Genomic DNA, 25,971 nt, shown 5'->3' with positions numbered 1-25,971 from the left:
AGGGGCCGGCCGGTCAGCCGTCGGCCGCCAGGCGGGCCAGGCGCCGGGCCTGGACACGGGCCTCGCGGGCGACCGCGTCCTCGTCGGCCGTGACCAGGCGGCCGTCCTCGACGACCGGGCGGCCGTCGACGAGGGAGAGCGTGACGGGGGCGGGCGGGCCCAGGACGAGCGCGGCGACGGGGTCCTCGATCGTGGAGTGGCCGAGCCCGTCGAGGCGCCAGAGCACGAGGTCGGCGAGTTTGCCCGGCTCCAGCGAGCCGGTCTCGTCCGCCCGGCCGAGCACCCGGGCCCCGCCGTACGTGCCCAGGCGCAGCGCCTGCCGGGCCGTCATCGCGCGGGCGCCGCCCGCGAGGCGGTGGACCAGCAGGGCGTTGCGGAGCTCGGTGTGGAGCTCGCCCGACTCGTTGGAGGCGGTGCCGTCGACGCCGAGGCCGACGGGGATGCCGGCGCGGAGCATCGCGGGCACGCGGGCGGTGCCGGCGCCGAGGCGGGCGTTGGAGGAGGGGCAGTGGGCGACGCCCGTGCGCGTACGGGCGAAGGCGGCGAGGTCGGCGTCGGTCATGTGGACGCAGTGGGCCATCCACACGTCGTCGCCGAGCCAGCCGGTGGACTCGAAGTAGTCGGTCGGGCCCATGCCGAACCGCTCCTTGCAGAAGCCCTCCTCCTCCACCGTCTCCGAGCCGTGGGTGTGCAGCCGTACGCCCTTGCGGCGGGCGAGCGCGGCGGACTCGCGCAGCAGTTCCGTGGTGACGGAGAAGGGCGAGCAGGGTGCGACGGCGATGTGCAGCATGGAGCCGGGCGACGGGTCGTGGTGGGTGTCGACGGCCTCCTCGGTGGCGGCGAGGGCGGCGTCGGTGGTCTCCACCGCAAAGTCCGGGGGCAGGCCGCCCCGGGACTCACCCAGGTCCATGGAGCCGCGGGTGGCGGTGAAGCGGACGCCCAGGTCGCGGGCGGCACGGATCTCCGCGCCCAGCAGGTCGCCGGCGCCGCGCGGGAAGACGTAGTGGTGGTCCATGGCGGTGGTGACGCCGCCGCGGGCCATCATGGCGAGCGAGGCGCGGGCGGCGGCGTGGACCATCGGCTCGTCGATGCGCGCCCACAGCGGGTAGAGGGCGACGAGCCAGTCGAACAGGCCGGCGTCCTGGGCGAGTCCGCGGGTGAGCCACTGGTAGAAGTGGTGGTGGGTGTTGACCAGGCCGGGCGTGACGAGGTGGCCGGTGCCGTCGACGCGGCGGGCCCCCTCGGCCAGGTGCCGGGGGGCGGGGCCGGGGCCGACGGCTTCGATCCGGTTGCCGTGCACGACGACGTGGCCGGCGGCGTGTTCGGTGTCGCGCGCGTCGACGGTGGCGACGGCGCAGTTCTCGATGACGGTGCGTTCGATGACGGTGCGCGCGGGCGCTGCGGTCATGGGTGGCGGTGTCCTCGGGGTGTGGGGGGCGGCGGGCCCGGCGGGCCGGGGCCGGCGGTCAGTCCGTGGGGTCAGTCCGTGGGGTCAGTCCGTGGGGATGGCGGGGGTGGCGCCCTCGCGCAGCACGGTGGCCTCGATGAGGCCGTAGGGGCGGTCCGCGGCGAAGTAGACCTCGTGGTCGTTCTTCAGGCCGAACGGCGCGAGGTCGACGAGGAAGTGGTGCTTGTTGGGGAGGGACAGGCGTATCTCGTCGATGCCCGCGCAGTGCTCCAGCACGCGGCTGCCCATCGCGTAGAGGGTCTGCTGGAGGGAGCGGGAGTAGGTGCCGGCGAACGCCTGGAGGAGGTGGTCGCACACCTGCGCGTGGGAGCGGTCCCAGCCTCCGGCGGGCGCGGTGCCGTCGTGGTGCCGCCAGCGGGCGCGCACCTCGGTGGCGAGGACCCGGTCGGTGGTCTCGGGCAGGGTGGTGTAGCGGTCGGTGAGGTAGCCGCGGAACTCGGAGCCGGTGGTGTTGAGGACGACGAGGTCCTCCACGCCGGACAGGACCTGCCAGGCGGTGCCGTCGTAGGAGACCTGGGCGGTGCGCGTGCCCTGACCGCGGCGGACGAACGAGTGCTGCTCCGGGCCGGGGGTCGCGATGCGGTCCCAGCCGTACTCGGCGAGGCGGATGCGGGCGGTGTGCAGCGTCTCCTGGCTGGTGACGAAGTGCCGGGCGAGGTGGATGCCGAACTCCTCCGGCGAGTCCACGCCGTGTTCCTTGGCGAAGGCGAAGACGGTGTTCTTGGTGGTGTCGGTGGTGAGGACGGCGGCGTTGGAGCCGGAGAGGTGGACCTCGGTCATGTCGCCGGAGAGGGCGACCGACACGCTGAGGTCACGGATGTGGTGGACGGAGCCGTCGCGGGTGACGCGGACGACACGGGTCTCGGCCTTGCCGTACTGGTTCTGGCCAAGGATCACGGTGCTAGCTCCCTCGGTAGACGGAGTAGCCGAACGGGCTGAGCAGCAGCGGTACGTGGTAGTGCTCGCCCGGTACGACGGTGAAGGCGACCGTCACCTCGGGGAAGAACGGCCCGGGGACGGGGGCGGGGGCTGGGCGGTGCGCGAGGTCGAACTGCAGCCGGGCCCGGGGGGTGCCGGGTGGCAGGGCGGGGAGGGTGGTGCAGCGCCCGTCGGCGTCGGTGCGGGCGGTCCCCACGGCGGCCCAGTCGCCGTCGCCGGCCGCCGCGTGGAGCGTCACGGGGACGCCGGCGGCGGGCCGGCCGGTGGCGGTGTCGAGGACGTGCGTGGAGACGGTGGTGGCGGGGGTGCTGCTCATACCGGGTCATCCCCTTCCTCCACGGCCAGCCGGGCGAGCCGCAGGCGGTTGATGCGGCCCAGTTCGGTGCGGACGGTCTCGCGCTCACGGGCGGGGTCGGCGCGGAGTCTGCGGCGCAGGGCGTCCCGCATCTGCTCTGCCGTCAGTCCGGTTGCGCAGATGAGAAAGACGTGTCCGTACTTCTCCTGGTAGGCGAGGTTCAGCTCCAGCATCTCGGCACGCATGTCCGGCGGGGCGTCCGCCATGCCGCGCTGTTCGCGGGCGGAGACGGGGTCGCCGGGCCGGGGCCGCCCGATGGGCGGGTGGGCGGCCAGGGCCTCGGCCAGGCCGGCCGGCCCGAGGTCGGCCACGGCGGCGTCGCTCGCGGCGAGCAGCGCGTCGGCGTCGGCGTACGGGCGGCCGGACAGCAGGCGTTCGGCCCAGGCGGTGCTGGAGCAGATCCGGTGGAGGGCGGCGCGGGCGGTGTGTTCCGCGGCCGAGTTGAAGCGGGTGAGGCCGGGCGGGGGACTTGCGGTCACGGCGACCTCCGAAGCGCTCGGGTGCGGCACTCGTTCGGGGTGCGGACAGCACACACCCTCCGGCGGAGGCACGTCAACAGTTTGTTGAAAGACCCGTCGCCGACGCGATCGGTACCCGAACGGCGGACAATGGCGTCGATCAGGGGTGGTATCGCACCAATGTGACCTCGCAACCGCCCGGCCCCCCGTCCGGCCCGCTCCACCCGCAGCCCTCGGAGGCTGACGAACGGCGCAAGAAGCGCCGGCTCATCACGTGGATCGCGGCCGGTGTCGCCGCGGTCGTGGTCGTGGTCGTCGTGGTCGTGCTCCTGCTGCCGGGGGGCGAGTCGGGCCAGACGACCACGGACGCGCAGAAGCTGGCCAAGGACGTGGCCGCCACCCCGGGAGACTGGGGGCCGGGCTTCTCGGGAGGCAACGAAGCCAACGGGATCGGAGAGCCGACCGTGGGGGCGGACTGCAAGGTCTCCCAGCACAGCGACCGCACCGGAACCATGTATTCCTTCGAGCGGGACTCTCAGCGGGACAACCCCGCCACCGCCGGGGCGTCCCAGGTGCGCGTGTTCGACAAGCCGGACACCGCGAAGTCCTTCCTCAAGGACGACGAGAGCAGTGTTCAGCGCTGCCCCAATCAGTCATCGGACACAGACCGCTGGGAGAACATCCGCCAGAGCCCCACCGAACAGCTGTCGGGGTTCGACGAGAGCGTGGCCGAGGACGGCACCTACATCACGACCGACCAGAACGGCCAGAAAACGACACAGGTGTACACGATCGCAACAGGAAGGAGCGGAAACGTCACACTGTCAGCTACGGCCGCTGGGGACCCGGGGAACGAACAGAACATGCACACCCTGGCACTGGACGTGCTCCAGAAGATGCAGAAGCACCTGGCGGAGAAGAAGCACGCCCTCCCCCTGAAGCGCTGACCCTCACGCCTCCCCCGGCACCTCCCCCGCCCTCCCCGCCTTCTCCCGGTTGAGGTAGTTGTAGATCGTGAAGCGGCTGACGCCCAGGGCCGCTGCCACCGTTTCCACGCCGCGCCGCAGCGCGAACGCACCCCGAGCCTCCAGGTGGCGGACCACGGCCTGCTTGGCCCGCCGGTCCAGGCCGGCCAAGGGGGTGCCGTGCCGGCGTTCGAGGTCCGCCAGTATGCCGTCGAGCGACTCGGGCAGGCGTGGCAGCCGTACGGCGACGACCGGGCGGCCCTCCCAGGACAGCACCACGTCCTCGTCACCGGCCTGTTCGGGGTTCAGCAGCGTGGCGCCGATCGCGTCCACGAGCGGGCGTACGGCACCGCACAGCGGATGCTCCTCGCCGCTCACGCGGGGCCGCCCTCGATCACGTTGACCTGGAGGGACACCCGGTCGGCGCCCGCCTCCAGCGACTTGCGCAGGAGGTCGTTCAGGGCCGCGAGCACCACCTCGGCACCGCCCTCGACGGTGTTGCCGAACGGGCCGACGTCGACGGCGTCCAGCGCCGCCCCCTGGATCACCTCCCGCGCCACCTCGGCGTGGCGTGGCGTCCGCTCCAGGTCGAACGGCTCCGTCGTGAACTCCACTCTCAATCGCACGCGGTCAACGTACTGCACCGACCCTTGACAGAGTCTCGGACACGACCCCAGCCTTCCTCTATGCGAAACCACTCTTTCGCTACCCGGAATCGATTCGACGTCAATCTCTCGATCCTCTTCACCGAACTGCCCCTGCTCCAGCGGCCGGCGGCGGCCGCGGCCGCCGGGTTCACGGCCGTCGAGCTGTGGTGGCCCTGGCCCGGGGCGCCCGTGCCGGAGCAGGCCGGGCTCGACGCGCTGCGCGCGGCGCTGGAGGTCGCGGGGACGCAGCTGGTGGGTCTCAACTTCTACGCCGGGCGGCTGCCCGGCCCGGACCGCGGTGCCGCGTCCGTGCCCGGCGAGGAGGCGGAGCGCTTCCGCGCCAACGTGCCGGTCGCCGCCGCCTTCGCCCGGTCGGTGGGCTGTCGCGCGCTCAATGCCCTCTACGGCAACCGCGTCCCGGGCGCCGACCCCGCCGCGCAGGACGCCCTGGCCCTGGAGAACCTCGCGTACGCGGCCCGGGAGGCCGACCGGGCCGGCGCGCTGCTGCTCGTCGAGGCGCTCAACGCCGCCGAGTCGCCGCTGTACCCCCTCACCACCGCCGACGCCGCCGCCGAGGTCGCCGAGCGCGTCAACGCCGTGACCGGCCTCGACAACGCCCGGCTGCTGCTGGACCTCTACCACCTGGCCCGGGGCGGCGAGGACGTGGGCGCGGCCGTCGACCGGCACGGCGCCCGCGCGGGCCACGTGCAGATCGCCGACGTACCCGGCAGGGGCGCGCCCGGCACCGGCCGCCTCGACCTCGCCGGGCTGCTGGAGCGGCTCCGCAAGGCCGGCTACGACGGCTGGACCGGCCTGGAGTACACGGCCCCGCCCGGCCCCGGCCGCTTCGACTGGCTCACCGGCACCTGACACGGCCCCTCTCCCCCGTACACCACTGGAGGCACCGCATGGCTCTCCCCCACGTGGCGTGGATCGGGCTCGGCGTCATGGGTTCGCCCATGGCCGAGAACCTCATCCGCGCCGGCTACCCCGTCACCGGGTACACCCTGGAGGCCCACAAGCTCGACCGGCTCGCCGCCCGCGGCGGCACCCCGGCCGCTTCCGTGCGCGAGGCGGTGCAGCGGGCCGACGTCGTCGTCACGATGCTGCCGGCCGACGCCCAGGTCACCGCCGTCGCCCACGGCACGGACGGCACCGGAGGCGTCCTGGAACACGCCCGCCCCCGCACTCTCTTCATCGACATGTCGACCGTCGCCCCGGCCACCGCCACCGCCCTGGCCAAGGCTGCGGCACCGCACGGCGTACGCGTCCTCGACGCCCCCGTGTCCGGCGGCGAGGCCGGCGCGGTCGAGGGCACGCTCTCCGTCATGGCCGGCGGCGACCGCGCCGACTTCGAGGAGGCTCTGCCGCTGTTCCGCGCCCTGGGCACGACCGTCGTGCACTGCGGCCCGCACGGCGCGGGCCAGACCGTGAAGGCCGCCAACCAGCTCATGGTCGCCGCCCACCTGCAGGCCTGTGCGGAGGCGGTCGTCTTCCTGCGCGCCGCCGGGGTGGACCTGGACGCGGCCCTCGACGTGCTGGGCGGCGGCCTCGCCGCCTCCGCCGTCCTCGCGCGCAAGCGCGACAACTTCGTCCGCCGCCACCACCCGCCGGGCTTCCGCGTCGACCTGCACCACAAGGACCTGGGCATCGTGACGGCCGCCGCCCGCGAGACCGGCGTCGTGCTGCCGCTGGGCGGCCTGCTCGCGACACTGATGGCCGCCGCGCGGGCCCAGGGCGACGGCGGGCTGGACCACTCGGCGCTGCTGCGCGGCGTCGAACGCCTGTCGGGCGTGGCGACATGAGCGGGCCCGCCGTCCCCGCCATTCCCGCCGTCCCCGTCGTTCCGGCCATGGAGGCGGCCGTGCGCGTCATGCGGGACGAGGGCGTGGACGTGGCGTTCGGCTGCCCCGGGGCCGCCAACCTGCCGTTGTACCGGGCGCTGCGGGACGTCGGCGGCATCGAGCACCTGATCGTCCGGCACGAGGCGGCCGCGGCGCACATGGCCGACGGCTGGGCCCGCACCAACGGCCGCGTCGGCGTGGCCCTGGCCACCTCGGGGCCGGGTGCCACCAACCTCGTCACCGGCCTGTACACCGCGTTCGCGGACTCCGTGCCCATGCTGTGCGTCACCGGGCAGGCCGTCACGGCCAAGCTGCACCAGGAGGCGTTCCAGGCCGTCGACATCGTCGGCATGGTGCGGCCGGTCACCAAGTGGGCGGTGCAGGTGCGGGAGGCGGCGCAGGTGCCGTGGGTGTTCCGCGAGGCGTTCCGCGTCGCGCGCGAGGGCCGCCCGGGACCGGTGCTGATCGACATCCCGGTGGACGTGGCGCGCCGTACGATCCGTTACGACGCCACGGCGGACGCGCCGCTGCCGCTCCGTGCCGCGCCCCCGCACCCCGCCGCCGTCGAGGCCGCGCTGGACCTGCTGCTGCGGGCCCGGCGGCCGCTGGTGCTGGCAGGCGGCGGGGTGATCCTCTCCGGCGCCTCGGCCGTGCTGCGCGAGCTGGTGGAGCAGCTGGGCGTGCCGTTCCAGGTCACCCTGATGGGCAAGGGCGCGATCGAGGACGACCACGAGCTGAACATGGGCACCACCGGCATCCAGACGAGCCAGCGGTACGCCAACGCCTCGTTCCTGGAGGCCGACTTCGTGCTGGCGGTGGGCGCGCGCTTCGGCGACCGGCACACCGGCGCGGACACCGCCGTCTACCGCGGCGACCGCACGTTCGTGCACGTGGACGTCGAACCCACCCAGCTGGGCCGGGTGATCGAGCCGGACCTGGGGGTGGTCGCCGACGCACGGCTGTTCCTCGCCGCCCTGCTGGAGGCGGCCCGGCGGCGCGGCGCACGGCCGGAGCTCGCCGCGTGGCGGGCGCGCTGCCGCGAGCTGAAGCTCACCCTGCTGCGGCGGGAGGACTTCGACGACGTCCCGGTGAAGGCGCCGCGCGTCTACAAGGAGCTCAACGAGGCGTTCGGCGAGGACACGCACGTGGTGACGGCCATCGGGCTGTACCAGATCTGGGGCGGCCAGCATCACAAGGCGCACCGGCCGCGGCACTACCAGGTGTGCGGCCAGGCCGGCCCGCTGGGCTGGGAGGTGCCGGCGGCCATCGGGGTGAAGAAGGCACTGGAGGGCATGGGCCGGGGCGGCACCGAGGTGGTCGGTGTCGTGGGCGACTACGGCTTCCAGTACACGGTGGAGGAGCTGGCGGTCGCAGCGCAGTACGACATCCCGTTCGTCCTCGTCATGCTCAACAACGAGTACCTGGGCCTCATCCGGCAGGCGTCCGTCGGCTACGGCATGAACTACCAGGTGGACCTGCACTACGACGAGACGGGCACCGACCATGTGGCGATCATGCGGGCGTACGGCTGCTCGGGGCGGCGCGTGACGCACCCGGCGGAGATCCGTCCGGCGCTGGAGTGGGCGCGGAAGCAGGCCGCGGCCACGTCGCGGCCCGTCCTCGTCGAGATCATGATCGAGCGGGAGGCGAACACGCCGCACGGCACCGACATCGACGCCGTCCGGGAGTTCGAGCCCCCGCTGTGAGCGGAAGCTCTCCCCGTGCCTTCACGTTTCGCACCCGGCCCGTGCCCGCATCGTGGACGATGGGGTCCCCGTCACCCGGCGGACCGCTGCCCGGCCACCCGGAGCCGGAGCGGTACTGGAGAGGGACTGGAGGCACGGAACTGTCATGGCCGAGAACGTCCCGGTGCGCTGCCCCACGTGTCACCGTGAGCACTCCTACACACCACCCACCTTCCCGTGCGCCTGCGGCGCACCCCTCACGCTGCCCGTACCCCCCGATGCGACCCCCGAACTGCTGGTCCGCCGCACCTGGCGCGACTCCTGGGTGGCGGTGCGCTGCCCGGCCTGCGACCGCCAGGGCCAGTGGCCGCGCCCGGAGCTCGGCTGCGCGTGCGGCACGGTGGTGCGGCTGCCGGTGGCCCCGGATGCCGGCTGCCCCCGGGCGGCGGAAGAGGAACCTCCGGACGGCGGCGGGCGGGAGCCGGGTACCGGCGCCCGGCCCGTCTTCCGCCCGGTGACGATCCGTACCGAGCGGGACGCGGTCATGGCCGCCGAACGCTACCTGCGCTGGCTGGGCTTCCGGGGCGTACGGCGCTCCGGCGGCTGCCCGGCACCGGCGGCCTCCGGCGTGGACCTGCGGGGCGGCGGCCTCGTCGTCCGGGTCGACCCGACCACGCTGCCCACGACGCTGCGGGACGTGGAGTGCCTGTGGCTGCACGGCCTGCTGGCCGAGGCCGCCGGCGTCTGCTTCTCGCTGGCCGGCTACGCGCGCGACGCCCGCCGGCGCGCCGACGACCTGCGCCTCCCGCTGTTCCTGATGGATCTGACGGGCACGCCCCAGGCCCTCAACGACTGGGCCGACGAGCTGGTACGGCGGAGCAGCCGCTGACCGCGGCACCCCGTGAAGCTCAATTCTTCCTCTGAACTCGCCGCTGACCGTGGCGAGTTGAGGGGTACCGGGCAGAGACTTGTGCACGGGCCCGCCACGCACGGGGGACGGCGGGCCCGCAAGAACCACCACGGGGGAACGGGGGAAACGGGGGAACGGGGGAGTGCGAGGGGGCGGGCCGCCGGACGGCCCGCCCCCTCCACTGTGCGTGCGCCTCCGCCGCCCGCCCTCACTCCCCCGGCGCGCTCAGCAGCGCGACGGCCTCCTGGCGCAGCTCCACCTTCCGCACCTTCCCACTGACGGTCAGCGGGAAGGCATCCATGACGCGCAGGTGCCGCGGCACCTTGTAGTGCGCCAGCCGGCCGCGGCACCACCGGGCCAGCTCGTCCCGGGTGAGGGTGTCCGCGGGGTCGCGGAGGATGACGCAGGCCATGATCTCCTCGCCGTACTTCGCGTCGGGCACCCCGATCACCTGGACGTCCGAGATCTTGGGGTGTCCGTGCAGGAACTCCTCGATCTCCCGCGGGTAGACGTTCTCACCACCCCTGATGATCATGTCCTTGATGCGGCCCGCGATGCGGACGAAGCCGTCGTCGTCCATCACCGCCAGGTCGCCGGTGTGCATCCACCCGTCGGCGTCGACCGCCTCGGCGGTGCGCTCGGGGTCGTCCCAGTAGCCGAGCATCACCGAGTAGCCGCGGGTGCACAGCTCCCCCGTGGTGCCCCGGGGGACGGCCCGCCCGGTCTCCGGGTCGGCCACCTTCACCTCGACGTGCGGCAGGACGCGCCCCACGGTCCCTGTGCGCCGCTCCAGGTCGTCCGCGCGCCCCGTCTGCGTGGACACCGGCGACGTCTCCGTCATGCCGTAGCAGATGGCGACCTCGGCCATGTGCATCTCGGTGACGACGCGCTTCATCACCTCCTCCGGGCACGGCGAGCCCGCCATGATGCCGGTGCGCAGCGACGAGAGGTCGTACGTCGCGAAGTCCGGCAGCCCCAGCTCGGCGATGAACATCGTGGGGACGCCGTACAGCGCGGTGCAGCGCTCGCGTTCGACCGCGTGCAGCGTCGCCGTCGCGTCGAACGCCGGCGCGGGGATCACCACGCAGGCGCCGTGCGTGAGCGCCGCCAGGTTGCCCATGACCATGCCGAAGCAGTGGTAGAAGGGCACGGGCACGGCGATCCGGTCCTCGGCGGTGTACCCGAGGCTCTCCCCCACGAAATGGCCGTTGTTGAGGATGTTGCGGTGGGAGAGGGTGGCGCCCTTGGGGAAGCCGGTGGTGCCCGACGTGTACTGGATGTTCACCGGGTCCCCGGCGTGCAGCGCCGCCTCACGCGCGGCCATCCGCGCCCGGTCGACGCCGCCGCCGAGGTGGACCATCCCGTCCCAGGTGGGGTCGCCCACGTACACGATGTCACGCAGGGCGGGGCAGTCGCCGCGGACCTGCTCGGCCATCCGCCGGTAGTCGCTGGTGCGGTGGGCGGTGGAGGCCACGAGCAGACTGATGCCTGCCTGCCGCAGCACGTACGCCAGTTCGTGGACGCGGTAGGCGGGGTTGACGTTGACGAGCACCGCGCCGACACGGGCGGTGGCGTACTGGAGCATGACCCACTCGGGGCAGTTGACGGCCCAGATGCCGACCCGGTCGCCACGCCCGACGCCCTTGGCCAGCAGCCCGAGCGCCACCTCCTCGACGGCGCGGCCCAGCTCCGCCCACGTCCAGCGCCGCCCCGACGGCACATCGACGAGCGCGTCGCGGTCGCCGTGCCGCCGTACGGCGCGCGCCAGGGCGGCGCCGATGGTCTCCTCCAGCAGGGGGACGTCGGTGGGCCCGGCCTCATAGGACTCGCGGGAGGGGGCGGAGGTGGGGGCGGGGATGCGGTCGGTCACCGGTGGTCCTCCTCGCGGTACTCCACGCCCTCGCCGCGCGCGGTGCGCTCGCGCAGCTCGATGCGGCGGATCTTGCCGGACACGGTCTTGGGCAGCTCGGCGAACTCCAGGCGGCGCAGGCGCTTGTACGGGGCGAGCACGGCCCGCGAGTGCGCGAAGAGGGCCTTGGCCGTGTCGGGCCCCGGCTCCCAGCCCTCGGCGAGCACGACGTACGCCTTGGGCACCGTCAGGCGCACGGCGTCGGGCGCGGGGACGACGGCGGCCTCGGCGACGGCCTCGTGCTCCAGGAGGGCGCTCTCCAGCTCGAAGGGAGACACCTTGTAGTCACTGCTCTTGAATACTTCGTCGCGCCGGCCCACGAATCTGACATACCCGTCCGCGTCCCGTACCCCGATGTCGCCCGTGCGGTAGTAGCCGCCCGCCATGGCCTCGGCGGTGCGGTCGGGGTCGCCCTCGTAGCCGGTCATCACGCCCACGGGGCGGTCGGTGAGGTCGACGGCGATCTCGCCCTCGTCGGCGGGTTCGCCCGTCTGCGGGTCGAGCAGGAGGATCGTGTACCCGGGCCCCGGGCGGCCCATGGAGCCGGGCTTGAGGGGTTGACCGGGCGGGTTGGCGATCTGTACGCACGTCTCGGTCTGCCCGAAGCCGTCGCGGACGGTGATGCCCCAGGCCCGGCGAACCGCCTCGATCACCTCGGGGTTGAGCGGCTCACCGGCGGCGACCGCCTCGCGGGGCGGGGTGCGCAGCGCGCGCAGGTCGGCCTGGATGAGCATGCGCCACACGGTGGGCGGCGCGCAGAAGGTGGTGACGCCGCAACGGTCCATGCCGGCCATGAGGCGGGCCGGGTCGAAGCGGTCGTAGTCGAGCACGAGCACGGTGGCGCCGGCGTTCCACGGTGCGAAGAGGCTGGACCAGGCGTGCTTGGCCCAGCCGGGCGAGGAGATGTTGAGGTGGACGTCGCCGGGCCGCAGCCCGATCCAGTACATCGTCGTCAAGTGCCCGATGGGGTACGAGGTGTGGGTGTGCTGGACGAGTTTGGGGCGGGCGGTGGTGCCGGAGGTGAAGTAGAGCAGCAGGGGCTCGTCGGGGCGGGTGGGGCCGTCGGGGACGAAGGGGGTGGCGGGCGCCTCGGTCCCGTGGGCGTCGCCGGGGGCATCGCTGTGGGTGTCGCTGTGGGTGTCGCTGTGAGCGTCGCTGTGTGCGTCCTCGTAGGCGAGCCAGCCCGCGCCGGCGCCGGGGCCCACGGCGATGCGGGTGTACTCCCCCGGTACGTCGTCGAACTTGGCGGCGTCGCGGCCGCGGACGACCACGTGCCGCGCCCGGCCGCGGGCGACGCGGTCGGCGAGGTCGGCGGGGCCCAGCAGCGGCGTGGCGGGGATGACGACCGCGCGCAGCTTCATCGCGGCGAGCATGGTCTCCCACAGCTCGGCCTGGTTGCCCAGCATGACGATCACGCGGTCGCCGGCCCGTACGCCCCGGGCGCGCAGCCAGGCGGCGACGCGGTCGGAGCGGCGGCGCAGCTCGTCGAAGGAGAAGCAGGTCTCCGTGCCGTCGTCGGCCAGGATGCGCAGTGCGGGCCGGTCGTTGCCGGCGGCGATGACGTCGAACCAGTCGAGCGCCCAGTTGAACGTGGCCGGCCGGGGCCAGGCGAAGCCGGCGCGGGCGGCGTCGGGGTCGTCGCGGTGGGCGAGCAGGAAGTCCCGGGCCGCCCGGAACTCCTCGGTCGGGCGGGGCGTTGCGGGGGCTTGCGTTGCCGTCACGTGTTCCTCCAGGTCGCCGGGGGCGTGCGGCGGTGCCCGCCCGGGTCATTGTTCGTCCACGGTGTGCCGGTGTTTCAAGAGCCCGTCACCGACCTGGTGCCGAAGCGTGGCCGGTCGGGCGGGGTACGTCAACGCGTCGTCAAGGCTCTGCCACGAGGGGTCAACGTGCTGTCAAGAGCCCCGTCGCGGGGCGCGGGGAGGGGCATAGCGTGACCGACGCATCCACCCACTCCTTCGCGAGGACCGTCATGCATGTGAGCCGCACCCCCGCCGAGGCCGCTTCCGTCCGCGCGGTGGCCGCCACCACGGGCCAGCCCGCCGGGGCGGGCCGGGAACACCTGCCCGCAGGCGACGAGGAGCCGTCCCATCAGGGGCGGGCCGGCCTGCTGTTCGTCCCCGTCCGCCCCTGCCCCTCCGGTTTCTCCCTGCGCGTCTTCCGCACCCCGCTCGGTGCCCGTACGGCCGTCGCCTTCACCTCCAGGCGGCGGCTTTCCGACTGTCTGGGGCCGTGCGTGCCCTGCGTTCCGCTGGCGCTGACGGCGGTACGGGCGCTGGCGGCGCCGCTGGGGGTGGGGCAGGTGTGCGTCGACCCGCAGCTGTCGGCCCCGGCGGCCCGGCCGACGGCCGGCGCCTGAGCCTCCGGGTTCAGGGCCCTCTCAACCGACCTTCCCCGAGGAGAACGTCCGTGTCCCTTCCGCTCGCTCCCGCCGCCCCGCCGCCCCTGCCGGCCGAGCCGGGGCCCGCCCCGGTGTGGCCGGCCTCGGCCGCCTTCCCTCCCTCCGGCGACGTGGGCGTGGGCGGGGTGTCACTGGCCGAGCTCGCCGACCGCTTCGGTACGCCCTGCTACGTGCTGGACGAGGCCGAGGTACGGGCGCGGGCCCGCGCCTGGCGTGCCGCGCTGCCGGGCGCGCGGGTCGCGTACGCCGCCAAGGCGTTCCTGTCCCGGTCGCTGATCCGCTGGCTGGACGAGGAGGAGCTGAGCCTGGACGTGTGCTCGGCCGGCGAGCTGGAGCTGGCCGCGCACGCGGGTTTCCCCGGCGACCGCGTGCTGCTGCACGGCAACGCCAAGAGCCCCGAGGACCTGCGGGCCGCGCTGCGGCTGGGCGTGGGCCGCGTCGTCATCGACAGCATCGGCGAGACGGCGCGGCTGGCGGCGCTGGTGCCCGCCGGCGCCCGGCAGAAGGTGCTGGTGCGCGTGGTGCCGGGGGTCGAGGCGGGGGCGCATGCGGCGGTGCGCACGGGCGTCGAGGGGCAGAAGTTCGGGCTGCCGATCGCGGGCGGGCACGCCGAGGGGGCGGTGGCCCGGGTGCTGGGCCAGCGACGGCTGGAGCTGGTGGGGCTGCACTGCCACCTCGGCTCGCAGATACCCTCCGCGGAGCCGTACGTCACGGCGGTGCGGCGGCTGGTCGCGCTCCTGGCGCGGCTGCGCGACCTGCACGGCGTGACCCTGCCCGAGCTGGACCTGGGCGGGGGCTTCGGCATCGCCTACCGCGCCGGCGACCCGGCCCTCGACCCCGCCGCCTGGGCGGGGCGGGTGCAGCGGGAGCTCGCGCTGTGCTGTGCCCACGAGGACCTGCCGGTGCCCCGGCTGACCGTGGAGCCGGGGCGCTGGATCACGGGCCCGGCGGGTGTGGCGCTGTACCGGGTGCTGGCGGTGAAGACCACCGGCGGCCGGACCTTCGTCGCCGTGGACGGCGGCATGAGCGACAACCCGCGGCCCGCGCTGTACGGCGTGCGGTACACGGTGCGCCTGGTGGGCCGGGCCTCTCGGGCGCCGCTGCGGCCGGTGTCGGTGGTGGGACGGCACTGCGAGGCGGGTGACGTGCTGGCCCAGGACATCGCGCTGCCGGGTGACGTACGGCCCGGTGACGTGCTGGCGGTGCCGGCGTCGGGCGCGTACCACCTGTCGATGGCCTCGGCGTACAACCTGGTGGGGCGGCCGCCGGTGGTGGCGGTCGCGGACGGCCGGGCCCGGCTGGTCGTGCGCCGCGAGACGGCGGCGGACCTGCGGGCGCGCGACGTCGGGGAGTGAGGGACCGGCCGTCAGGAGCGACGAGAGGCTCTGGTGGCGAAGGGCACACCGGTGGCCAGCCCCCGCGCCCCGACGACGAGGGCTTCGCCGAGGAAGCCGACGCCGATCGACAGCTGCACCGGCCGGGCGCCCTCGTGCATGCCGCCGCGGGCGGCGAGCCACCCGAATCCGGCCATGACCGCGAGGGAGACGGCGAGGACGAGGAAGGTCCGCCCGGTGTAGCGCTGCCAGAGCACGCCCTCCTTCTCGAAGACCCGTACGGTGGCGCCGCGCGCCGCGCCCAGTGCGAGGCCGAGGACGGCACCGGACACGGTCCAGGCCAGGTCGGTGCCGGTGAGCCCGGCCTCGTTCCTGACGACGGTCCAGGTGCCGATGGCGGTGAGGACGAGGGCGGGGCCGAACAGGTCGCGGGCGTCGAGGGGTTCGCCGGCCAGGCGTTTGACGACGACGATGACGACGACCACGGCGATGACGCCGGCCAGCAACCAGATGTTCACTCTCACTCCTCGAAGCCGTTTTATAGCTCACGCATGCCAAAACAAATATAGCCCACCCGTGCTATAAACACCCCATGCCGAAGATCGTCGACCGTGAGGCGCGCCGCCAGGCCGTCGCCGACGCCGTACTGCGCGTCGCCGCCCGCGAGGGGCTGGAACACGCCTCCCTCCGCAACGTCGCCGAGGAGGCCGGGCTCGCCGTCGGCTCGGTGCGGCACTACTTCGACGACCACTCCGAGCTGATGCTCTTCGCCATGGGCGAGCTCTCGCGCAGCATCGGCGACCGGTGCCGGGCCCACGTCCAGCGGCTCCTGGACGCCCCACGCCCCGGAGGGAGCCGCCGGGCCGACGTGGAGAGGCTGCTGGCCGAATTCCTGCCCCTGGACGACGAGCGGCGCGAGGAGGCCGCGCTGTGGCTGGCCTTCACCACGGCCGCCCGGCTCCGCCCCGCACTGCGCCGGCACGCCGACGAGCTCCACGCAGCCATGGACGACCTGCTGACCCGCGTCCTGGACGGGGCGCGGCGGGCCGGCCGCGTAGCGGAGGACGCCGACCTCCCCGTGGAGGTCCGCCGGCTGTCCGCGCTCCTCGACGGGCTCACCGTCCAGGCCGTCGCCCAGCCCGGCCGGGTCACGCCGGAGGCGATGCGGCAGGTCCTGCGGCGGCACCTGGAGTCCCTGGTCACGGCCGCCTGACCACCCCGGCTCCGCTCCTTTCGGGACGTATATCCTGTTCGCGTTGGAGCGGTCCGCGTCCAGCGACGAGCGAGCAGGGAGACGAACGATGCCCGAGCGCCCGCCCCGCCGCCGGCAGGCCCCCAGGAAACCCTCCTGGCTGCGCCCGGCCACACCCCGCGGCGGCACGCCACCGCCGGCCACCCCCGCCCCCGGCGACGACAACCGCCCGGCCACGCCGCCCGGCAGCACCGTCGTCCAGGCCGCGGTCTACCGCGACGGGGTGCGCGTGGCGACGCCCGGTTCGCTCGCGGAAACGTATCGCCAGCTGCGTGAACGCCCCGACAGCATGGCCTGGATCGGCCTGCACCGGCCGACGGAGGCGGAACTCCTCTCCCTGGCCGAGGAGTTCGACCTGCACCAGCTGGCCGTCGAGGACGCCCTCGAAGCCCACCAGCGCCCCAAGCTGGAACGCTACGGCGACACCCTCTTCGTCGTCCTCCGCGCCGCCCGCTACCTGGACGCACCCGAGGAGGTCGACTTCGGCGAACTCCACGTCTTCGTCGGCCCCGACTTCGTCATCACGGTCCGCCACGGCGCGGCCCCCGACCTCTCAGCGGTCCGCCGCCGCATGGAGTCCACCCCCGAACTCCTGGCCCTGGGCCCGGAGGCGGTCCTCTACGCCATCCTGGACGCGGTCGTCGACGGCTACGCCCCGGTGGTCGCGGGCGTGCAGAACGACATCGACGAAATCGAGACGGAGGTCTTCGGCGGCGACCCCGCGGTCTCCCGCCGCATCTACGAACTGGCCCGCGAAATGGTCGAATTCCAGCGCGCCACCCGCCCCCTCGTCGGCATGCTCCGCGGCCTCATGGCCGGCTTCACCAAATACGGCACCGACGAGGAACTCCAACGCTACCTCCGCGACGTCGCCGACCACGTCACCCACACCAGCGAACGCGTAGACGGCTTCCGCTCGGCCCTCACCGACATCCTGGCCGTCAACGCCACGCTCGTCACGCAACAGCAGAACGCGGAAATGCGGGCGTTGGCGGAGGCGGGGTTCGAGCAGAACGAGGAGATCAAGAAGATCTCGTCCTGGGCGGCCATTCTGTTCGCCCCCACGCTGGTGGGAACGATCTACGGGATGAACTTCGAGGCGATGCCCGAACTGAAGTGGGCCTTCGGCTACCCCTTCGCGATCCTGCTGATGGCCGCGGTGTGCGTGAGCCTGTACTTCATCTTCAAGCGGCGGGACTGGTTGTAGAGCCAGGGCCGCCTGGGACTCAGGTGTCCGTTCCACCGCTTCTCGTGTGGGAGCGGGAGCGGAGGGCCATCTTGGACCAGAAGTCGAGCAGTTCCTTGCGGGGCATGTCCTGCCACGGGGCCGTTCGGTGGCGGAACGGGGTCTGGAGCTGCCACCACAGGGAGGACAGGCCGGCCCAGCCGCGGCGGCCCGGGCGGAGCAGTGCCTGTTGCTGGCGGCAGAAGGGCTCGTTGAGTTCTGCCCACGGCTGCTGGCCCTTTGCCGGGTAGGGGCACATTTCGAAGGGGCAGTCGCGCAGGCAGGTGCTGCCCGGTTGGGTCGTGGCGGCCCGGCCCACCGTGTGCGAGGGCCGCAGTGGCTCGCGGTCCTTGGTGAGGCAGGGCGGGAGCGTGGTGTGGTTGGCCCGGTCGATCCGGGTCTCCGTCTCGTCCGGGTCCCCGTCCCGCTCGGTGAGGTTCAGCAACAGGGTCACGTCGGCGAGCAGCTGCTGCGCCCGGGGGTGCAGGGTGCTCCAGCCGACCGACGGGGGGATCCAGAGGTTGTGCCTGCGCTGGTTGCGGGGGTCGACGGGGGTGGAGCCGACCTTCTGCATCGCTCCCCTCTCGTCGATCCAGATGTAGTGCTCCGGGTGCCCCGTCTCCAGGGCCAGGGCCGCCAGCTCGGCGGCCTCCGCGACGAACGGGTGCAGCCGTTCCTTGCCCTTCGGCCCGACGTCGCCCGGCTTGCGGCTCCGCGGGTCCCGTTTGCTGCCGGCGATGCCGACCCAGCGCCGGACGGCCTGCGGCGCGTCGTACCGCGGGGTGCCGGCGGTCTCGCCGGGAAGGTTGCCCGTGCCGTCCCGGAGCTCCCACAGCGTCAGGGCGTGGATGAGCGTCACCTGGGAGTACCAGCAGCGCGCTCGGGCGAGCAGGGTCTCGGCCTGCTGCACGAGGAACTCGCGGGACTCGCGGTTGGCACAGCGGTGACGCAACCGCCGGTTGGCCGCGCCCTTGAAGCCCTGGGCGAGGGCGATCTCCAGGGTGTACGGCAGCTCGGCGCGGTTGCTGCCGAGCCGTTCGCAGTCGAGGTGGGCCAGCCACAGCGAGACCCGCTCCATGGCCTGCCGCCGGTGCTTGTCCGTGACGGAGCCGGCCATCAAGGGGACGAGCCACGCCCGGGCGACGAACTCCCGCCGGATGACGCGCTTCTCCTCCCGGTACTCGTCCTCCAGCTTCTTCCGCCTGTCGGCAGTCCGCCTGTCCTGCTGCGGGTTGCTGCGGTTGAATTCCTGGAGCGCCGCCCGCTCCTCGTACTGCTTGTTCCGGTACTTCTCCTCGTACTGCTTCCAGGGGTCGTACGACTCCGGCGGAGGGCCCTTCGGGGGCACCGGGAAGCGGTTGCGCAACATGTCGAAGGCGGCGTCTCCGCAGGCGCCCAGTTCCTGGACGATCGCCAGCCGGATCGCGTGCCGCGGCTCCTTGAAGGCGATCGAGAGGAACTGTTCCAGCGCCGGCTTCCTGCCGTACCCGGGGTCCTCCCGCGTCCGGGCGTCGCCGATCGCGCGGAGCACCTCCCCGAACTGGTGCGACAGTGACTCCTTCGCCGCACCGAGGGATCGCTGGTCGCCGACCGTGATGTCCGACCAGCGGTGGAGGAGGGAATCGGCGATGTCCTGGTGCCGGGAGCCGGACGCCGGTTCCATGAGGTCGACCTGAAGGGCCATGGTGTAGAGCTCGAGCGCCTTGGCGTCGCAGCGCGCCTGGGCGGCGGCCAGGAGCAGGGGCGCCGTGCCGGGCCGCCGGTTTCTCGCCGGCATCCGCGAGTTGAGGGCCAGCGCCACCAGGAGTTCCTTGCCGGGGCCGGGCTCGCGCAGCGCCGCTTCCAGGTGGTCGCGCCGTATTCTGCGCAGGAAGCGGGAGCCCAGGTACGCCTGGAGGATGCTGTGCGGGAAGCGGACCCCCGCACCGGTCGTCTCGACCAGGCCCAGGTTCTCGGCCTGCGCGGCGTACAGAGCCAGGTGGCTGCGGCAGCGGGTGATGTCGGCTCCGTCCGGCAGGGCCTCGATGCCGTCGTCTCCGCTCAGGCCCCGGACACGCCGCTTGAGTTCGGCCCAGATCTCGGGGGACGCGTCCGCCTGCGCGGAGGAGGCCGTGCGCGCGCCGCCCTGCTGCCACTGCTTGAGCCTCCGTCGCAGGGAGGACGCGGTACGGGAGGCCGCCGGCCCGTCCCGCCGGTCGATCAGCTGGTCGAACCGGACCTCGAGCCTGTCCTCCAGCAACCCGACGCAGGCCAGCGCCGAGACGGCTTCGATCGTCTGCTCGCGTTCGGTGGCGGGAAGCGCGTAGTCCTCGTGGATGTGCCCCTTGACCAGCGCCAGCCGCCACGTGTCCAGGAGCCGAAGCCGCAGCGTCGGCCGGTCGGCACGGCGGGTGTCCAGGTCCTCCCATTCCTTGCTCTTGGTGAGGTACTCCAGCCAGTGGTGCTGCCGCAGGTCGCGGGTGATCTGGAGGTACAGCGGCGCCTCCGCGACCGCCGCGGTCTCCACGATCCAGTCGAGGCGGAGGCCGTCCGCGTCCGGCTGATCCTCCGCCAGGTACTCCAGGGCGGCTTCCTCGCTGAGGGGTTCCAGGTCGATGAGGGCCGCGTCCGACTCCTCCAGCGGAGGGTGGGGGCGGGAGGCGATGACGAGGGGCAGCCGGTCCTGCTCCGCCTTGCGGATGGCCCGGCGGATGGCGGCGTCGCGCTCCTTCTGCCCGGCGCCCTCCGCGAACAGCTCCTCCAGCCCGTCCGCGATGACCACGGCTCTGCCGTCCGACACCAGTTGCCGCCAGACGCGATCACCGTGGGCGTTCGACCTGATCTCGGAGTTCACCATCTCGCCGAACCGCCTGCGGCCGGCCTCGGCGAAGTCGAACCGTCCCCCGTCCTGGTCGACGTTCCTCAGCCGCACCGGGACAGGGACGGCACGCTTGTGGGCCAGCATCTCGGTCAGCTTCACGAGGACGGCGGTCTTGCCCGTGCCCACGCCGCCCACCAGCAGGCACGGCCGGCGAATGGCGGGGTCCTGAAGCGTGCGCACCAGTACCTGGCACAACTCCTCGCGGCCGACGACCCGTTCCAGTACCGACCCGGCGGTGGGCACCAGTCTCCTCGGGTCCTGCCGTGCGATCCTGCGGAGCCTCCTCTCCACCCGGGGGTAGGAGAAGAGGAGAAAGATCGATGTGGCGAACCCGAGACTGAGCAGCGGGCTCAGCGTGCCGCTCACCACTCCGCAGGTCATGCCCTTGTCGCCGCACCACCCGGCCAGCAGGCTGCCGCGGTAGTCGGCGAGGGCGGCAGGGCCACCGAGAACCAGAACAGGAAGAGGGCCGCCCCCACCATGGCGAGGTACCGCCAGGCCGCGCGCATTCCCCGGCAGCGCGACCACTTCCCCGAACCGGGCACCGGTCCCCGTACGAACCACCGCATGGTCACCAGGTGAGCGGTGCGGAGGACGGCCTGCCGGCCCTTCGACGCGTAACGGCGGACGACGAGAGGGGCACGCGACCGGTGCCGCCAGTCCTTCCCTGGGGGCCGTCCGATGATCCGGGGCATGGTCGGAACCTCGTGCCGGAGGAAACGGTTGCCGTTCGCCCCCGGAAACCAGCGTAGGCACGCCTCCACACGACCGGCAAACCCGCGCAACTCCGCTTTGTTGCGGGCGATAACGGAATTCCGCCCCGCTTGACACCGCTCCCGCCGCCAGGCGCACCGTGAAAGAGCAGACACCCAGTGAGGGACGTGAGGCCATGCCCCCCGACAACAGCCACGATGACAAGATCCTGCGCGTCCGCGTGACCGCCAAGGACGCGGACACCCTTCGTGCCCTCCTCCGTGACGAGCGCCCCGATGTCGGCGGGCGGCCCCGTACGCATGCGGACGGCAGTGTCGGCATCGACGCGTACGTGCCCGCGCGGAAGGCCGAGGCGCTGGAGCAGCCAGGGGTGACCGTGAAGGTGGTGGGTGATGCCACCGCCACCGGCAAGGCCCGGCAGACCGAGGTCGGGGAGGGGGACCGGTTCGCCGATCCCTCGGCCGTGCCCCGCGGGCTGGGCGACAAGGTCGAGGAATGATCCGGTGAGGTTCCCATGCCGGCCCATACGAACAGCAACGCACGCTACTTGAACACCACCGAGGTCGACTCGGCCCTGGTCCGCCTCGCAGGCGCGTACCCGCAGCTGAGCCGGCTCGTCGCGCTTCCGGAGCCGTCGGTCGAGGGCGTGACCTGCCACGCCCTCGAAATCGGTTCGACCCCCGACGGCGGCAAGGACTGCGTCGTCCTGACCGGCGGGGTGCACGCCCGCGAGTGGGGCAGCTGCGAAGTCCTCGTCCTGCTGGCGGCCGACCTCCTGGAGGCGTACCGGCGCGGCACCGGGCTCGCCTACGGCGGTACGCGGTTCGACGCGGCGCAGGTCCGGGCCCTGCTGGACGGGCTGTCCGTCGTTGTCTTCCCGCTCGTCAACCCCGACGGCCGCCACTACAGCCAGACCGCCGACCCCATGTGGCGGAAGAACCGCAACCGCGCCCACGCGAGCGGTGGTCCGGCCTGCGTCGGTGTCGACATCAACCGCAACTTCGACTTCCTCTTCGACTTCACCACCGCCTTCGCCCCGAACGCAGGGCCCCGGGTCTCCGACGACCCGTGCGACTACCAGACGTACCAGGGCCCGCACCCGTTCTCCGAGCCCGAGACGCGCAACGTCCGTTGGCTGCTGGACACTTACGCCGGCACCCGGTGGTTCGTCGACGTGCACAGCTACTCCGAGGACATGCTCTACATCTGGGGCGACGACGAGAACCAGTCGGCCGACCCTGATCAGAACTTCCGCAACCCCCACTACGACGGGAAGCGCGGCCTGCCCCATGACACCGCGTACGCGGAGTACATCCCGGAGTCCGACGCGGACACCGCCCTCGAACTCGCCCAGGAGTTCTGCGCGGGGCTGCACGGCGTCCGCGGGGGGACGTACACGCCGATGTCCGGCTTCCACCTCTACCCCACCTGCGGGACCAGCGACGACTACGCCTACTCCCGCCACATCGTCGACGGCAGCAAGAGCAAGGTCCTCGCCTTCACCATCGAGTGGGGCAAGGAGGACCCGAACTCCGACGCCGCCAGCTTCCACCCCCCGTGGGCGGAGATGCAGCGGATCGTCAAGGACGTCGACGCGGGGCTGGTCCGGTTCTGTCTGGCCGCGTTGAAGACCTGAGCGAAACGGGACCGGTGCTTCCATGAGTTCGACCAAGATCGTGGCCGCGAACTTCGCCGCCATGCAGCACAAGGGATACACCGAGGCGGGTCTCACGTCCCTCCGCACCGCCCTCGCCACCCTCGTGGAGGCCGACCGCGGCCGGGGCGTCGACACCACCGTCGTCGACCTCGGCAGCCCGGACGACATGGCCCGCTACGGTGCCGAGGCGGTGACCGACCCCGCCGACGCGCGCCGGAACAAGGACGCCGTCGACGCCGTCTGCCACGCGGCCGGCCCCGACTACCTGCTGCTCCTGGGGAGCCGCGACGTCATCCCCCACGTCCCGCTGAAGAACCACGCCCCCGACGACGACCCGGTCGTCCCCAGCGACCTGCCGTACGCCTGCGAGACCCCGTACGAGGCGGGCGGGCAGGAGCCGGGCCGGTACACGGCGCCCAGCCGCGTCGTGGGCCGGCTGCCCGACGTGACCGGCGGGCACGACCCGGCCTACCTGGCCGGGCTCCTCGGGCGGGCCGCTGCCGCCGCACCCGCGGACCGCGGGGCGTACGAGGGGTACTTCGGGCTGTCCGCCGCCGTGTGGGAGAAGTCGACGCGCGAGAACCTGGCGACGCTCTTCGGTGACGCGTCCGCCCTGCACCTGATCCCGCCCGGCGGATCACCGTGGCAGCCCGGGCCCCTGGCCTGCCGGAGCCACTTCGTCAACTGCCACGGCGCCGCCAAGGACCCCCAGTGGTACGGGCAGGGCCCCGCCGGCTACCCCGTGGCCCTCAAGGCCGGCGACGTCGACCGGCATCTCACCGGCGGGACGGTCCTGGCGGCCGAGTGCTGCTACGGCGCCGAGCTCTACCCGCCGCCGGCCGCCCCGCACCTGCCGCTGTGCAACACCTACCTCGGCAGCGGCGCCCTCGTCTTCTTCGGCAGCACCACCATCGCCTACGGGCCCGCCGACAGCTGCGACCAGGCCGACCTCATCACCCAGTACCTCGTGCGGGAGCTCCTCCAGGGCCAGTCCGGCGGCTACGCCGCGCTCAAGGCGCGGCTGGACTACGTCAAGCTCAAGGGCCGCCTCGATCCGGTGGACCTCAAGACCCTCGCGCAGTTCGTCCTCCTCGGCGACCCCTCGGTCAAGCCGGTGCAGGCCCCCACCAAGCTCGTCGCCGGGACGGACCCGGGCGCCGCCCGCACCGACCGCCGCCGGGAGGCCCGGCTCTTCGCCCACGTCCTGGAGCAGTCCGTGTCCGTACCGGAGCCGCTCCCCGACGCCGAACGCGACGCCGCGCTCACCGCGCGCCTGCGCGAGATCGCCGAGCGGCACGACCTGCCGCCGACCGCCGCCGTGTCCTCGTTCGCCGAGGTGTGGCAGCACGAGGGCCAGGCGCAGAAGTCCTTCGGGCAGCCGCCCCGCCAGCACCTCCTGCACGCCCGGCGCGACCCGGGCGCGCCGGTGCCCACCGACGTCGTCGTGGTCGTCCGCGAGCACGAGGGCGACATCGTGTCCGTGGACGAGTACGAGGCCCGGTGACCCGGTGGCGACGAGGCGACTGCGCGGCAGGCTCTCCTACGAGCGCGTCGACGTGGGCTCCAAGAGCGAACGCGACGCGCTCGTCCTGCACACCGGCGACGACCACGCCTACGTGGTGCGGCTGCCCGGCGCGAACCCCTTCCAGGCGAGCGACGACGTGAGCCACCTCGCCGGCCGCGAGGTGGAGGCCGAGGGCGAGGTGGACCGGCAGTACTTCTTCGTCACCGACTGGACCGTCGAGGAGCAGTGAGGGCTAGAGCGCCTGCGGGAAGTCGAAGAGCCGGCCCGGGTCGTACTGCCGCTTCAGCTTCGTCAGCCGGTCCGCCGCGTCGCCGTAGTACGCCTTCCGCCAGTCCTTCAGGCCCGGGTCGGTGTAGTTCTGGTAGGCGGCGCCCGAGGCGTGGCGGCGCATCGCGTCGTGCATGCCGTCCAGCCAGGCTGTCTGTGCCGTGCCGGCCCCGCCGGCCGCCCACGACGTCAGGTACTGCGCAAGCATCCGCGACCGCCGGTGCACGAACGCCGTGGCCAGCGGGTCGACGCGGTTGACCGCGCCGCCCAGGGCGGTCAGCTGCACCGAGGCGCCGCCGCCCTTGACGCCGCGGCCGAAGCGTTCCAGCTGGTCGAGGAGCGTACGGACGCCCGCCGTGTCGAGCGAGCGGTCGAAGAAGGCGGAGCAGGCCGCGTACGTCTCGCGCTCCAGCTTGCCCGCCTTCTCGCGGCCGGGCGTGGTGCCCGGCAGGTGGCACTGGTCGGTGGGCTTGTCGCCGCAGCCGGCGTACGCGCGCACGGTGTCGAGGAACGGCCGGCGCCGCAGCCGTACGGTGCCGATGCCGGCGCTGCCGCCGGTCGCCCTGGCCACCTTGCCGGTCAGCTCGTCGAGGGCGTTGGCCAGGTCCTGCTGCGCGCCGACGGTGAACGCGGCGACGGAGATGTGCGGGGTGCCGCCCGCGGCGGCCGACAGGTCGCACGCGGACCAGATCTCGTCCGGCCGCCCCGGCCCCCACTCCTGCCAGGCCCGCACCACGGCGGCGGCCTTGGACCACGGGAAGGAGACGTAGCCGGTGACGCCCTCGCCCACGGCGTGCGTACGGAAGCGGAGTTCGGTGACGACGCCGAAGTTGCCGTTGCCGGCGCCGCGCAGGGCCCAGAACAGGTCGGTGTTGCGCGTCGCGTCGCAGTCGACGGTCCTGCCGTCGGCGGTGACGAGCGTGGCGCCGGTGAGGCTGTCGCAGGTCAGGCCGTAGGCCCGGGAGAGGATGCCGTGGCCGCCGCCGAGGGTGAGCCCGGAGACGCCCACGGTGGGGCAGGAGCCGGCGGGGATGGTGACGCCGTGCGCGGCGAGGGACGTGCAGACGTCGACGAGCTTGGCGCCGGCGCCGACGACCGCGGTGGACGCGCTCGGCGTGCGGACGGTCCGCAGCCGCGACACGTCGATGACGAGCCGGTCGTTGCCGCTGGACCAGCCGGCGTAGCTGTGGCCGCCGTTGCGTATCGAGACGGGTATGGAGAAGCGGCGGGCGAAGGCCAGCGCCTCGGCGATGTCCGCGGTGCCGGCCACGTAGGCGATGCCGGCCGGGCGCAGCCCGTCGAAGCGGGTGTTGTACAGCTGGCGGGCGGTGGGGTACGCGGCGTCGCCGGGGCGTACGAGGCCGCCGGCGAGGCCCTTGCCGAGGGCGGTCCAGTCGCGGGTGCCCGCTTTCTTCGTGGGGGCGGCCCCCGCCCTGCCGGTGCCCGTGGTGAGGGCGACGGCGGCGGTCGCCGCCGCTCCGGTGCCCGCCGCGAGGAGTGTGCGCCTGCCGATGGCCATGCCGATTACCTGCCTGCCCTGGTGCTGTGCCGTGCTGTGC

At 73.3% G+C, this 25,971-nt stretch carries 25 protein-coding genes; 13 read left to right on the top strand and 12 right to left on the bottom strand.

Annotation, left to right across the window (positions count from 1 at the left end; translation table 11 throughout):
* Nucleotides 1-13: 13 nt before the first annotated feature.
* From IE305_RS01660 to uraD, 4 genes are all read right to left on the bottom strand, one after another.
* Nucleotides 14-1,408: an 8-oxoguanine deaminase gene (locus IE305_RS01660; RefSeq protein WP_190127532.1), complete on the bottom strand. Its 1,395-nt coding sequence runs from the start codon at nucleotides 1,406-1,408 to the stop codon at nucleotides 14-16.
* Between the two features lie 84 nt (nucleotides 1,409-1,492).
* A complete protein-coding gene (pucL, locus tag IE305_RS01655; protein ID WP_190127531.1) occupies nucleotides 1,493-2,365 on the bottom strand; it encodes a factor-independent urate hydroxylase in 873 nt (290 codons plus the stop codon).
* A 4-nt stretch (nucleotides 2,366-2,369) separates the two neighbouring features.
* Entirely contained in the window at nucleotides 2,370-2,723 is a 354-nt protein-coding gene (uraH, locus tag IE305_RS01650) for a hydroxyisourate hydrolase (RefSeq protein ID WP_190127530.1), read from the bottom strand.
* Entirely contained in the window at nucleotides 2,720-3,241 is a 522-nt protein-coding gene (uraD, locus tag IE305_RS01645; protein ID WP_190127529.1) for a 2-oxo-4-hydroxy-4-carboxy-5-ureidoimidazoline decarboxylase, read from the bottom strand. The genes uraH and uraD overlap by 4 nt, the downstream gene beginning before the upstream one ends.
* A gap of 161 nt (nucleotides 3,242-3,402) precedes the next feature.
* Here uraD and IE305_RS01640 point away from each other — a divergent pair, with 161 nt between their 5' ends.
* Nucleotides 3,403-4,167, top strand: a complete 765-nt coding sequence (locus tag IE305_RS01640; protein WP_190127528.1) for a hypothetical protein — start codon at nucleotides 3,403-3,405, stop codon at nucleotides 4,165-4,167.
* A 3-nt stretch (nucleotides 4,168-4,170) separates the two neighbouring features.
* Here IE305_RS01640 and IE305_RS01635 read toward each other — a convergent pair whose 3' ends face one another.
* Entirely contained in the window at nucleotides 4,171-4,563 is a 393-nt protein-coding gene (locus tag IE305_RS01635; protein ID WP_190127527.1) for a helix-turn-helix domain-containing protein, read from the bottom strand.
* Entirely contained in the window at nucleotides 4,560-4,811 is a 252-nt protein-coding gene (locus IE305_RS01630; RefSeq protein ID WP_190127526.1) for a YkoF family thiamine-binding protein, read from the bottom strand. Before IE305_RS01630 ends, IE305_RS01635 begins: the two co-directional genes overlap by 4 nt.
* Before the next feature lie 60 nt (nucleotides 4,812-4,871).
* On the opposite strand from IE305_RS01630, the gene IE305_RS01625 reads away from it, so the two are divergent.
* The 4 genes from IE305_RS01625 (at nucleotide 4,872) to IE305_RS01610 (ending at nucleotide 9,250) form a co-directional block, all read left to right on the top strand.
* A complete protein-coding gene (locus tag IE305_RS01625) occupies nucleotides 4,872-5,702 on the top strand; it encodes a TIM barrel protein (RefSeq protein ID WP_190127525.1) in 831 nt (276 codons plus the stop codon).
* 38 nt (nucleotides 5,703-5,740) lie between these two features.
* Nucleotides 5,741-6,637: a 2-hydroxy-3-oxopropionate reductase gene (locus tag IE305_RS01620; protein ID WP_190127524.1), complete on the top strand. Its 897-nt coding sequence runs from the start codon at nucleotides 5,741-5,743 to the stop codon at nucleotides 6,635-6,637.
* On the top strand, nucleotides 6,634-8,382 hold the full coding sequence (gcl, locus tag IE305_RS01615) for a glyoxylate carboligase (protein WP_229890414.1): 1,749 nt from the start codon (nucleotides 6,634-6,636) through the stop codon (nucleotides 8,380-8,382). Before IE305_RS01620 ends, gcl begins: the two co-directional genes overlap by 4 nt.
* A gap of 145 nt (nucleotides 8,383-8,527) precedes the next feature.
* Complete coding sequence (locus tag IE305_RS01610) at nucleotides 8,528-9,250, top strand: hypothetical protein (RefSeq protein WP_190127523.1); 723 nt, start codon at nucleotides 8,528-8,530, stop codon at nucleotides 9,248-9,250.
* 229 nt (nucleotides 9,251-9,479) lie between these two features.
* Here the strand turns inward: IE305_RS01610 and IE305_RS01605 are convergent, their stop codons facing one another.
* Both IE305_RS01605 and IE305_RS01600 read right to left on the bottom strand, forming a co-directional pair.
* Nucleotides 9,480-11,141 carry an AMP-binding protein gene (locus IE305_RS01605; protein WP_190127522.1) on the bottom strand — a complete coding sequence of 554 codons (1,662 nt, stop codon included), beginning with the start codon at nucleotides 11,139-11,141 and terminating at the stop codon, nucleotides 9,480-9,482.
* The gene (locus IE305_RS01600) at nucleotides 11,138-12,901 is read right to left on the bottom strand and encodes an AMP-binding protein (RefSeq protein WP_190127521.1); all 1,764 of its coding nucleotides are present in this window, start codon (nucleotides 12,899-12,901) and stop codon (nucleotides 11,138-11,140) included. Before IE305_RS01600 ends, IE305_RS01605 begins: the two co-directional genes overlap by 4 nt.
* 209 nt (nucleotides 12,902-13,110) lie before the next feature.
* Between IE305_RS01600 and IE305_RS01595 the strand changes: the two genes are divergently transcribed.
* Nucleotides 13,111-13,536: an SAV_915 family protein gene (locus IE305_RS01595; protein WP_229890412.1), complete on the top strand. Its 426-nt coding sequence runs from the start codon at nucleotides 13,111-13,113 to the stop codon at nucleotides 13,534-13,536.
* A gap of 50 nt (nucleotides 13,537-13,586) precedes the next feature.
* Complete coding sequence (gene lysA, locus IE305_RS01590) at nucleotides 13,587-14,933, top strand: diaminopimelate decarboxylase (RefSeq protein WP_373311489.1); 1,347 nt, start codon at nucleotides 13,587-13,589, stop codon at nucleotides 14,931-14,933.
* A gap of 11 nt (nucleotides 14,934-14,944) precedes the next feature.
* Here lysA and IE305_RS01585 read toward each other — a convergent pair whose 3' ends face one another.
* Entirely contained in the window at nucleotides 14,945-15,430 is a 486-nt protein-coding gene (locus IE305_RS01585) for a DUF1453 domain-containing protein (RefSeq protein WP_190127520.1), read from the bottom strand.
* Between the two features lie 74 nt (nucleotides 15,431-15,504).
* Between IE305_RS01585 and IE305_RS01580 the strand changes: the two genes are divergently transcribed.
* The gene (locus tag IE305_RS01580) at nucleotides 15,505-16,125 is read left to right on the top strand and encodes a TetR/AcrR family transcriptional regulator (protein WP_190127519.1); all 621 of its coding nucleotides are present in this window, start codon (nucleotides 15,505-15,507) and stop codon (nucleotides 16,123-16,125) included.
* Nucleotides 16,126-16,213: 88 nt separating this feature from the next.
* Nucleotides 16,214-17,371 carry a magnesium and cobalt transport protein CorA gene (locus IE305_RS01575; RefSeq protein ID WP_190127518.1) on the top strand — a complete coding sequence of 386 codons (1,158 nt, stop codon included), beginning with the start codon at nucleotides 16,214-16,216 and terminating at the stop codon, nucleotides 17,369-17,371.
* Nucleotides 17,372-17,390: 19 nt separating this feature from the next.
* Here IE305_RS01575 and IE305_RS01570 read toward each other — a convergent pair whose 3' ends face one another.
* Together IE305_RS01570 and IE305_RS01565 are read right to left on the bottom strand one after the other, a co-directional pair.
* The gene (locus tag IE305_RS01570; protein ID WP_190127517.1) at nucleotides 17,391-20,615 is read right to left on the bottom strand and encodes an ATP-binding protein; all 3,225 of its coding nucleotides are present in this window, start codon (nucleotides 20,613-20,615) and stop codon (nucleotides 17,391-17,393) included.
* A gap of 11 nt (nucleotides 20,616-20,626) precedes the next feature.
* Nucleotides 20,627-20,944, bottom strand: coding sequence for a hypothetical protein (locus IE305_RS01565; RefSeq protein ID WP_190127516.1), 318 nt, complete (start codon nucleotides 20,942-20,944; stop codon nucleotides 20,627-20,629).
* 194 nt (nucleotides 20,945-21,138) lie between these two features.
* On the opposite strand from IE305_RS01565, the gene IE305_RS01560 reads away from it, so the two are divergent.
* The 4 genes from IE305_RS01560 to IE305_RS01545 are packed head-to-tail and all read left to right on the top strand — an operon-like array spanning nucleotide 21,139 to nucleotide 24,374.
* Complete coding sequence (locus IE305_RS01560) at nucleotides 21,139-21,462, top strand: hypothetical protein (RefSeq protein ID WP_190127515.1); 324 nt, start codon at nucleotides 21,139-21,141, stop codon at nucleotides 21,460-21,462.
* A gap of 48 nt (nucleotides 21,463-21,510) precedes the next feature.
* Nucleotides 21,511-22,599, top strand: coding sequence for a M14 family metallopeptidase (locus IE305_RS01555; protein WP_190127514.1), 1,089 nt, complete (start codon nucleotides 21,511-21,513; stop codon nucleotides 22,597-22,599).
* A gap of 22 nt (nucleotides 22,600-22,621) precedes the next feature.
* On the top strand, nucleotides 22,622-24,124 hold the full coding sequence (locus tag IE305_RS01550; protein ID WP_190127513.1) for a hypothetical protein: 1,503 nt from the start codon (nucleotides 22,622-22,624) through the stop codon (nucleotides 24,122-24,124).
* Nucleotides 24,125-24,128: 4 nt separating this feature from the next.
* Entirely contained in the window at nucleotides 24,129-24,374 is a 246-nt protein-coding gene (locus tag IE305_RS01545) for a hypothetical protein (protein ID WP_190127512.1), read from the top strand.
* Between the two features lie 3 nt (nucleotides 24,375-24,377).
* Here the strand turns inward: IE305_RS01545 and IE305_RS01540 are convergent, their stop codons facing one another.
* The gene (locus tag IE305_RS01540; RefSeq protein WP_373311488.1) at nucleotides 24,378-25,931 is read right to left on the bottom strand and encodes an FAD-binding oxidoreductase; all 1,554 of its coding nucleotides are present in this window, start codon (nucleotides 25,929-25,931) and stop codon (nucleotides 24,378-24,380) included.
* Nucleotides 25,932-25,971: the final 40 nt, after the last annotated feature.

It is taken from the genome of Streptomyces mashuensis (genome assembly GCF_014654785.1).
Taxonomy (GTDB): domain Bacteria; phylum Actinomycetota; class Actinomycetes; order Streptomycetales; family Streptomycetaceae; genus Streptomyces; species Streptomyces mashuensis.
Note: the sequence above shows the minus strand (reverse complement) of the source record. Positions and strands in the feature narration are given on the sequence as shown.

Coding starts and splice junctions, on each gene's coding strand:
- IE305_RS01660 (WP_190127532.1), bottom strand. CDS start 1,408: ATGACCGCAGCGCCCGCGCGCACCGTCATCGAACGCACCGTCATCGAG.
- uraH (WP_190127530.1), bottom strand. CDS start 2,723: ATGAGCAGCACCCCCGCCACCACCGTCTCCACGCACGTCCTCGACACC.
- IE305_RS01625 (WP_190127525.1), top strand. CDS start 4,872: ATGCGAAACCACTCTTTCGCTACCCGGAATCGATTCGACGTCAATCTC.
- IE305_RS01620 (WP_190127524.1), top strand. CDS start 5,741: ATGGCTCTCCCCCACGTGGCGTGGATCGGGCTCGGCGTCATGGGTTCG.
- gcl (WP_229890414.1), top strand. CDS start 6,634: ATGAGCGGGCCCGCCGTCCCCGCCATTCCCGCCGTCCCCGTCGTTCCG.
- IE305_RS01610 (WP_190127523.1), top strand. CDS start 8,528: ATGGCCGAGAACGTCCCGGTGCGCTGCCCCACGTGTCACCGTGAGCAC.
- IE305_RS01580 (WP_190127519.1), top strand. CDS start 15,505: ATGCCGAAGATCGTCGACCGTGAGGCGCGCCGCCAGGCCGTCGCCGAC.
- IE305_RS01575 (WP_190127518.1), top strand. CDS start 16,214: ATGCCCGAGCGCCCGCCCCGCCGCCGGCAGGCCCCCAGGAAACCCTCC.
- IE305_RS01565 (WP_190127516.1), bottom strand. CDS start 20,944: ATGCCCCGGATCATCGGACGGCCCCCAGGGAAGGACTGGCGGCACCGG.
- IE305_RS01560 (WP_190127515.1), top strand. CDS start 21,139: ATGCCCCCCGACAACAGCCACGATGACAAGATCCTGCGCGTCCGCGTG.
- IE305_RS01550 (WP_190127513.1), top strand. CDS start 22,622: ATGAGTTCGACCAAGATCGTGGCCGCGAACTTCGCCGCCATGCAGCAC.
- IE305_RS01540 (WP_373311488.1), bottom strand. CDS start 25,931: ATGGCCATCGGCAGGCGCACACTCCTCGCGGCGGGCACCGGAGCGGCG.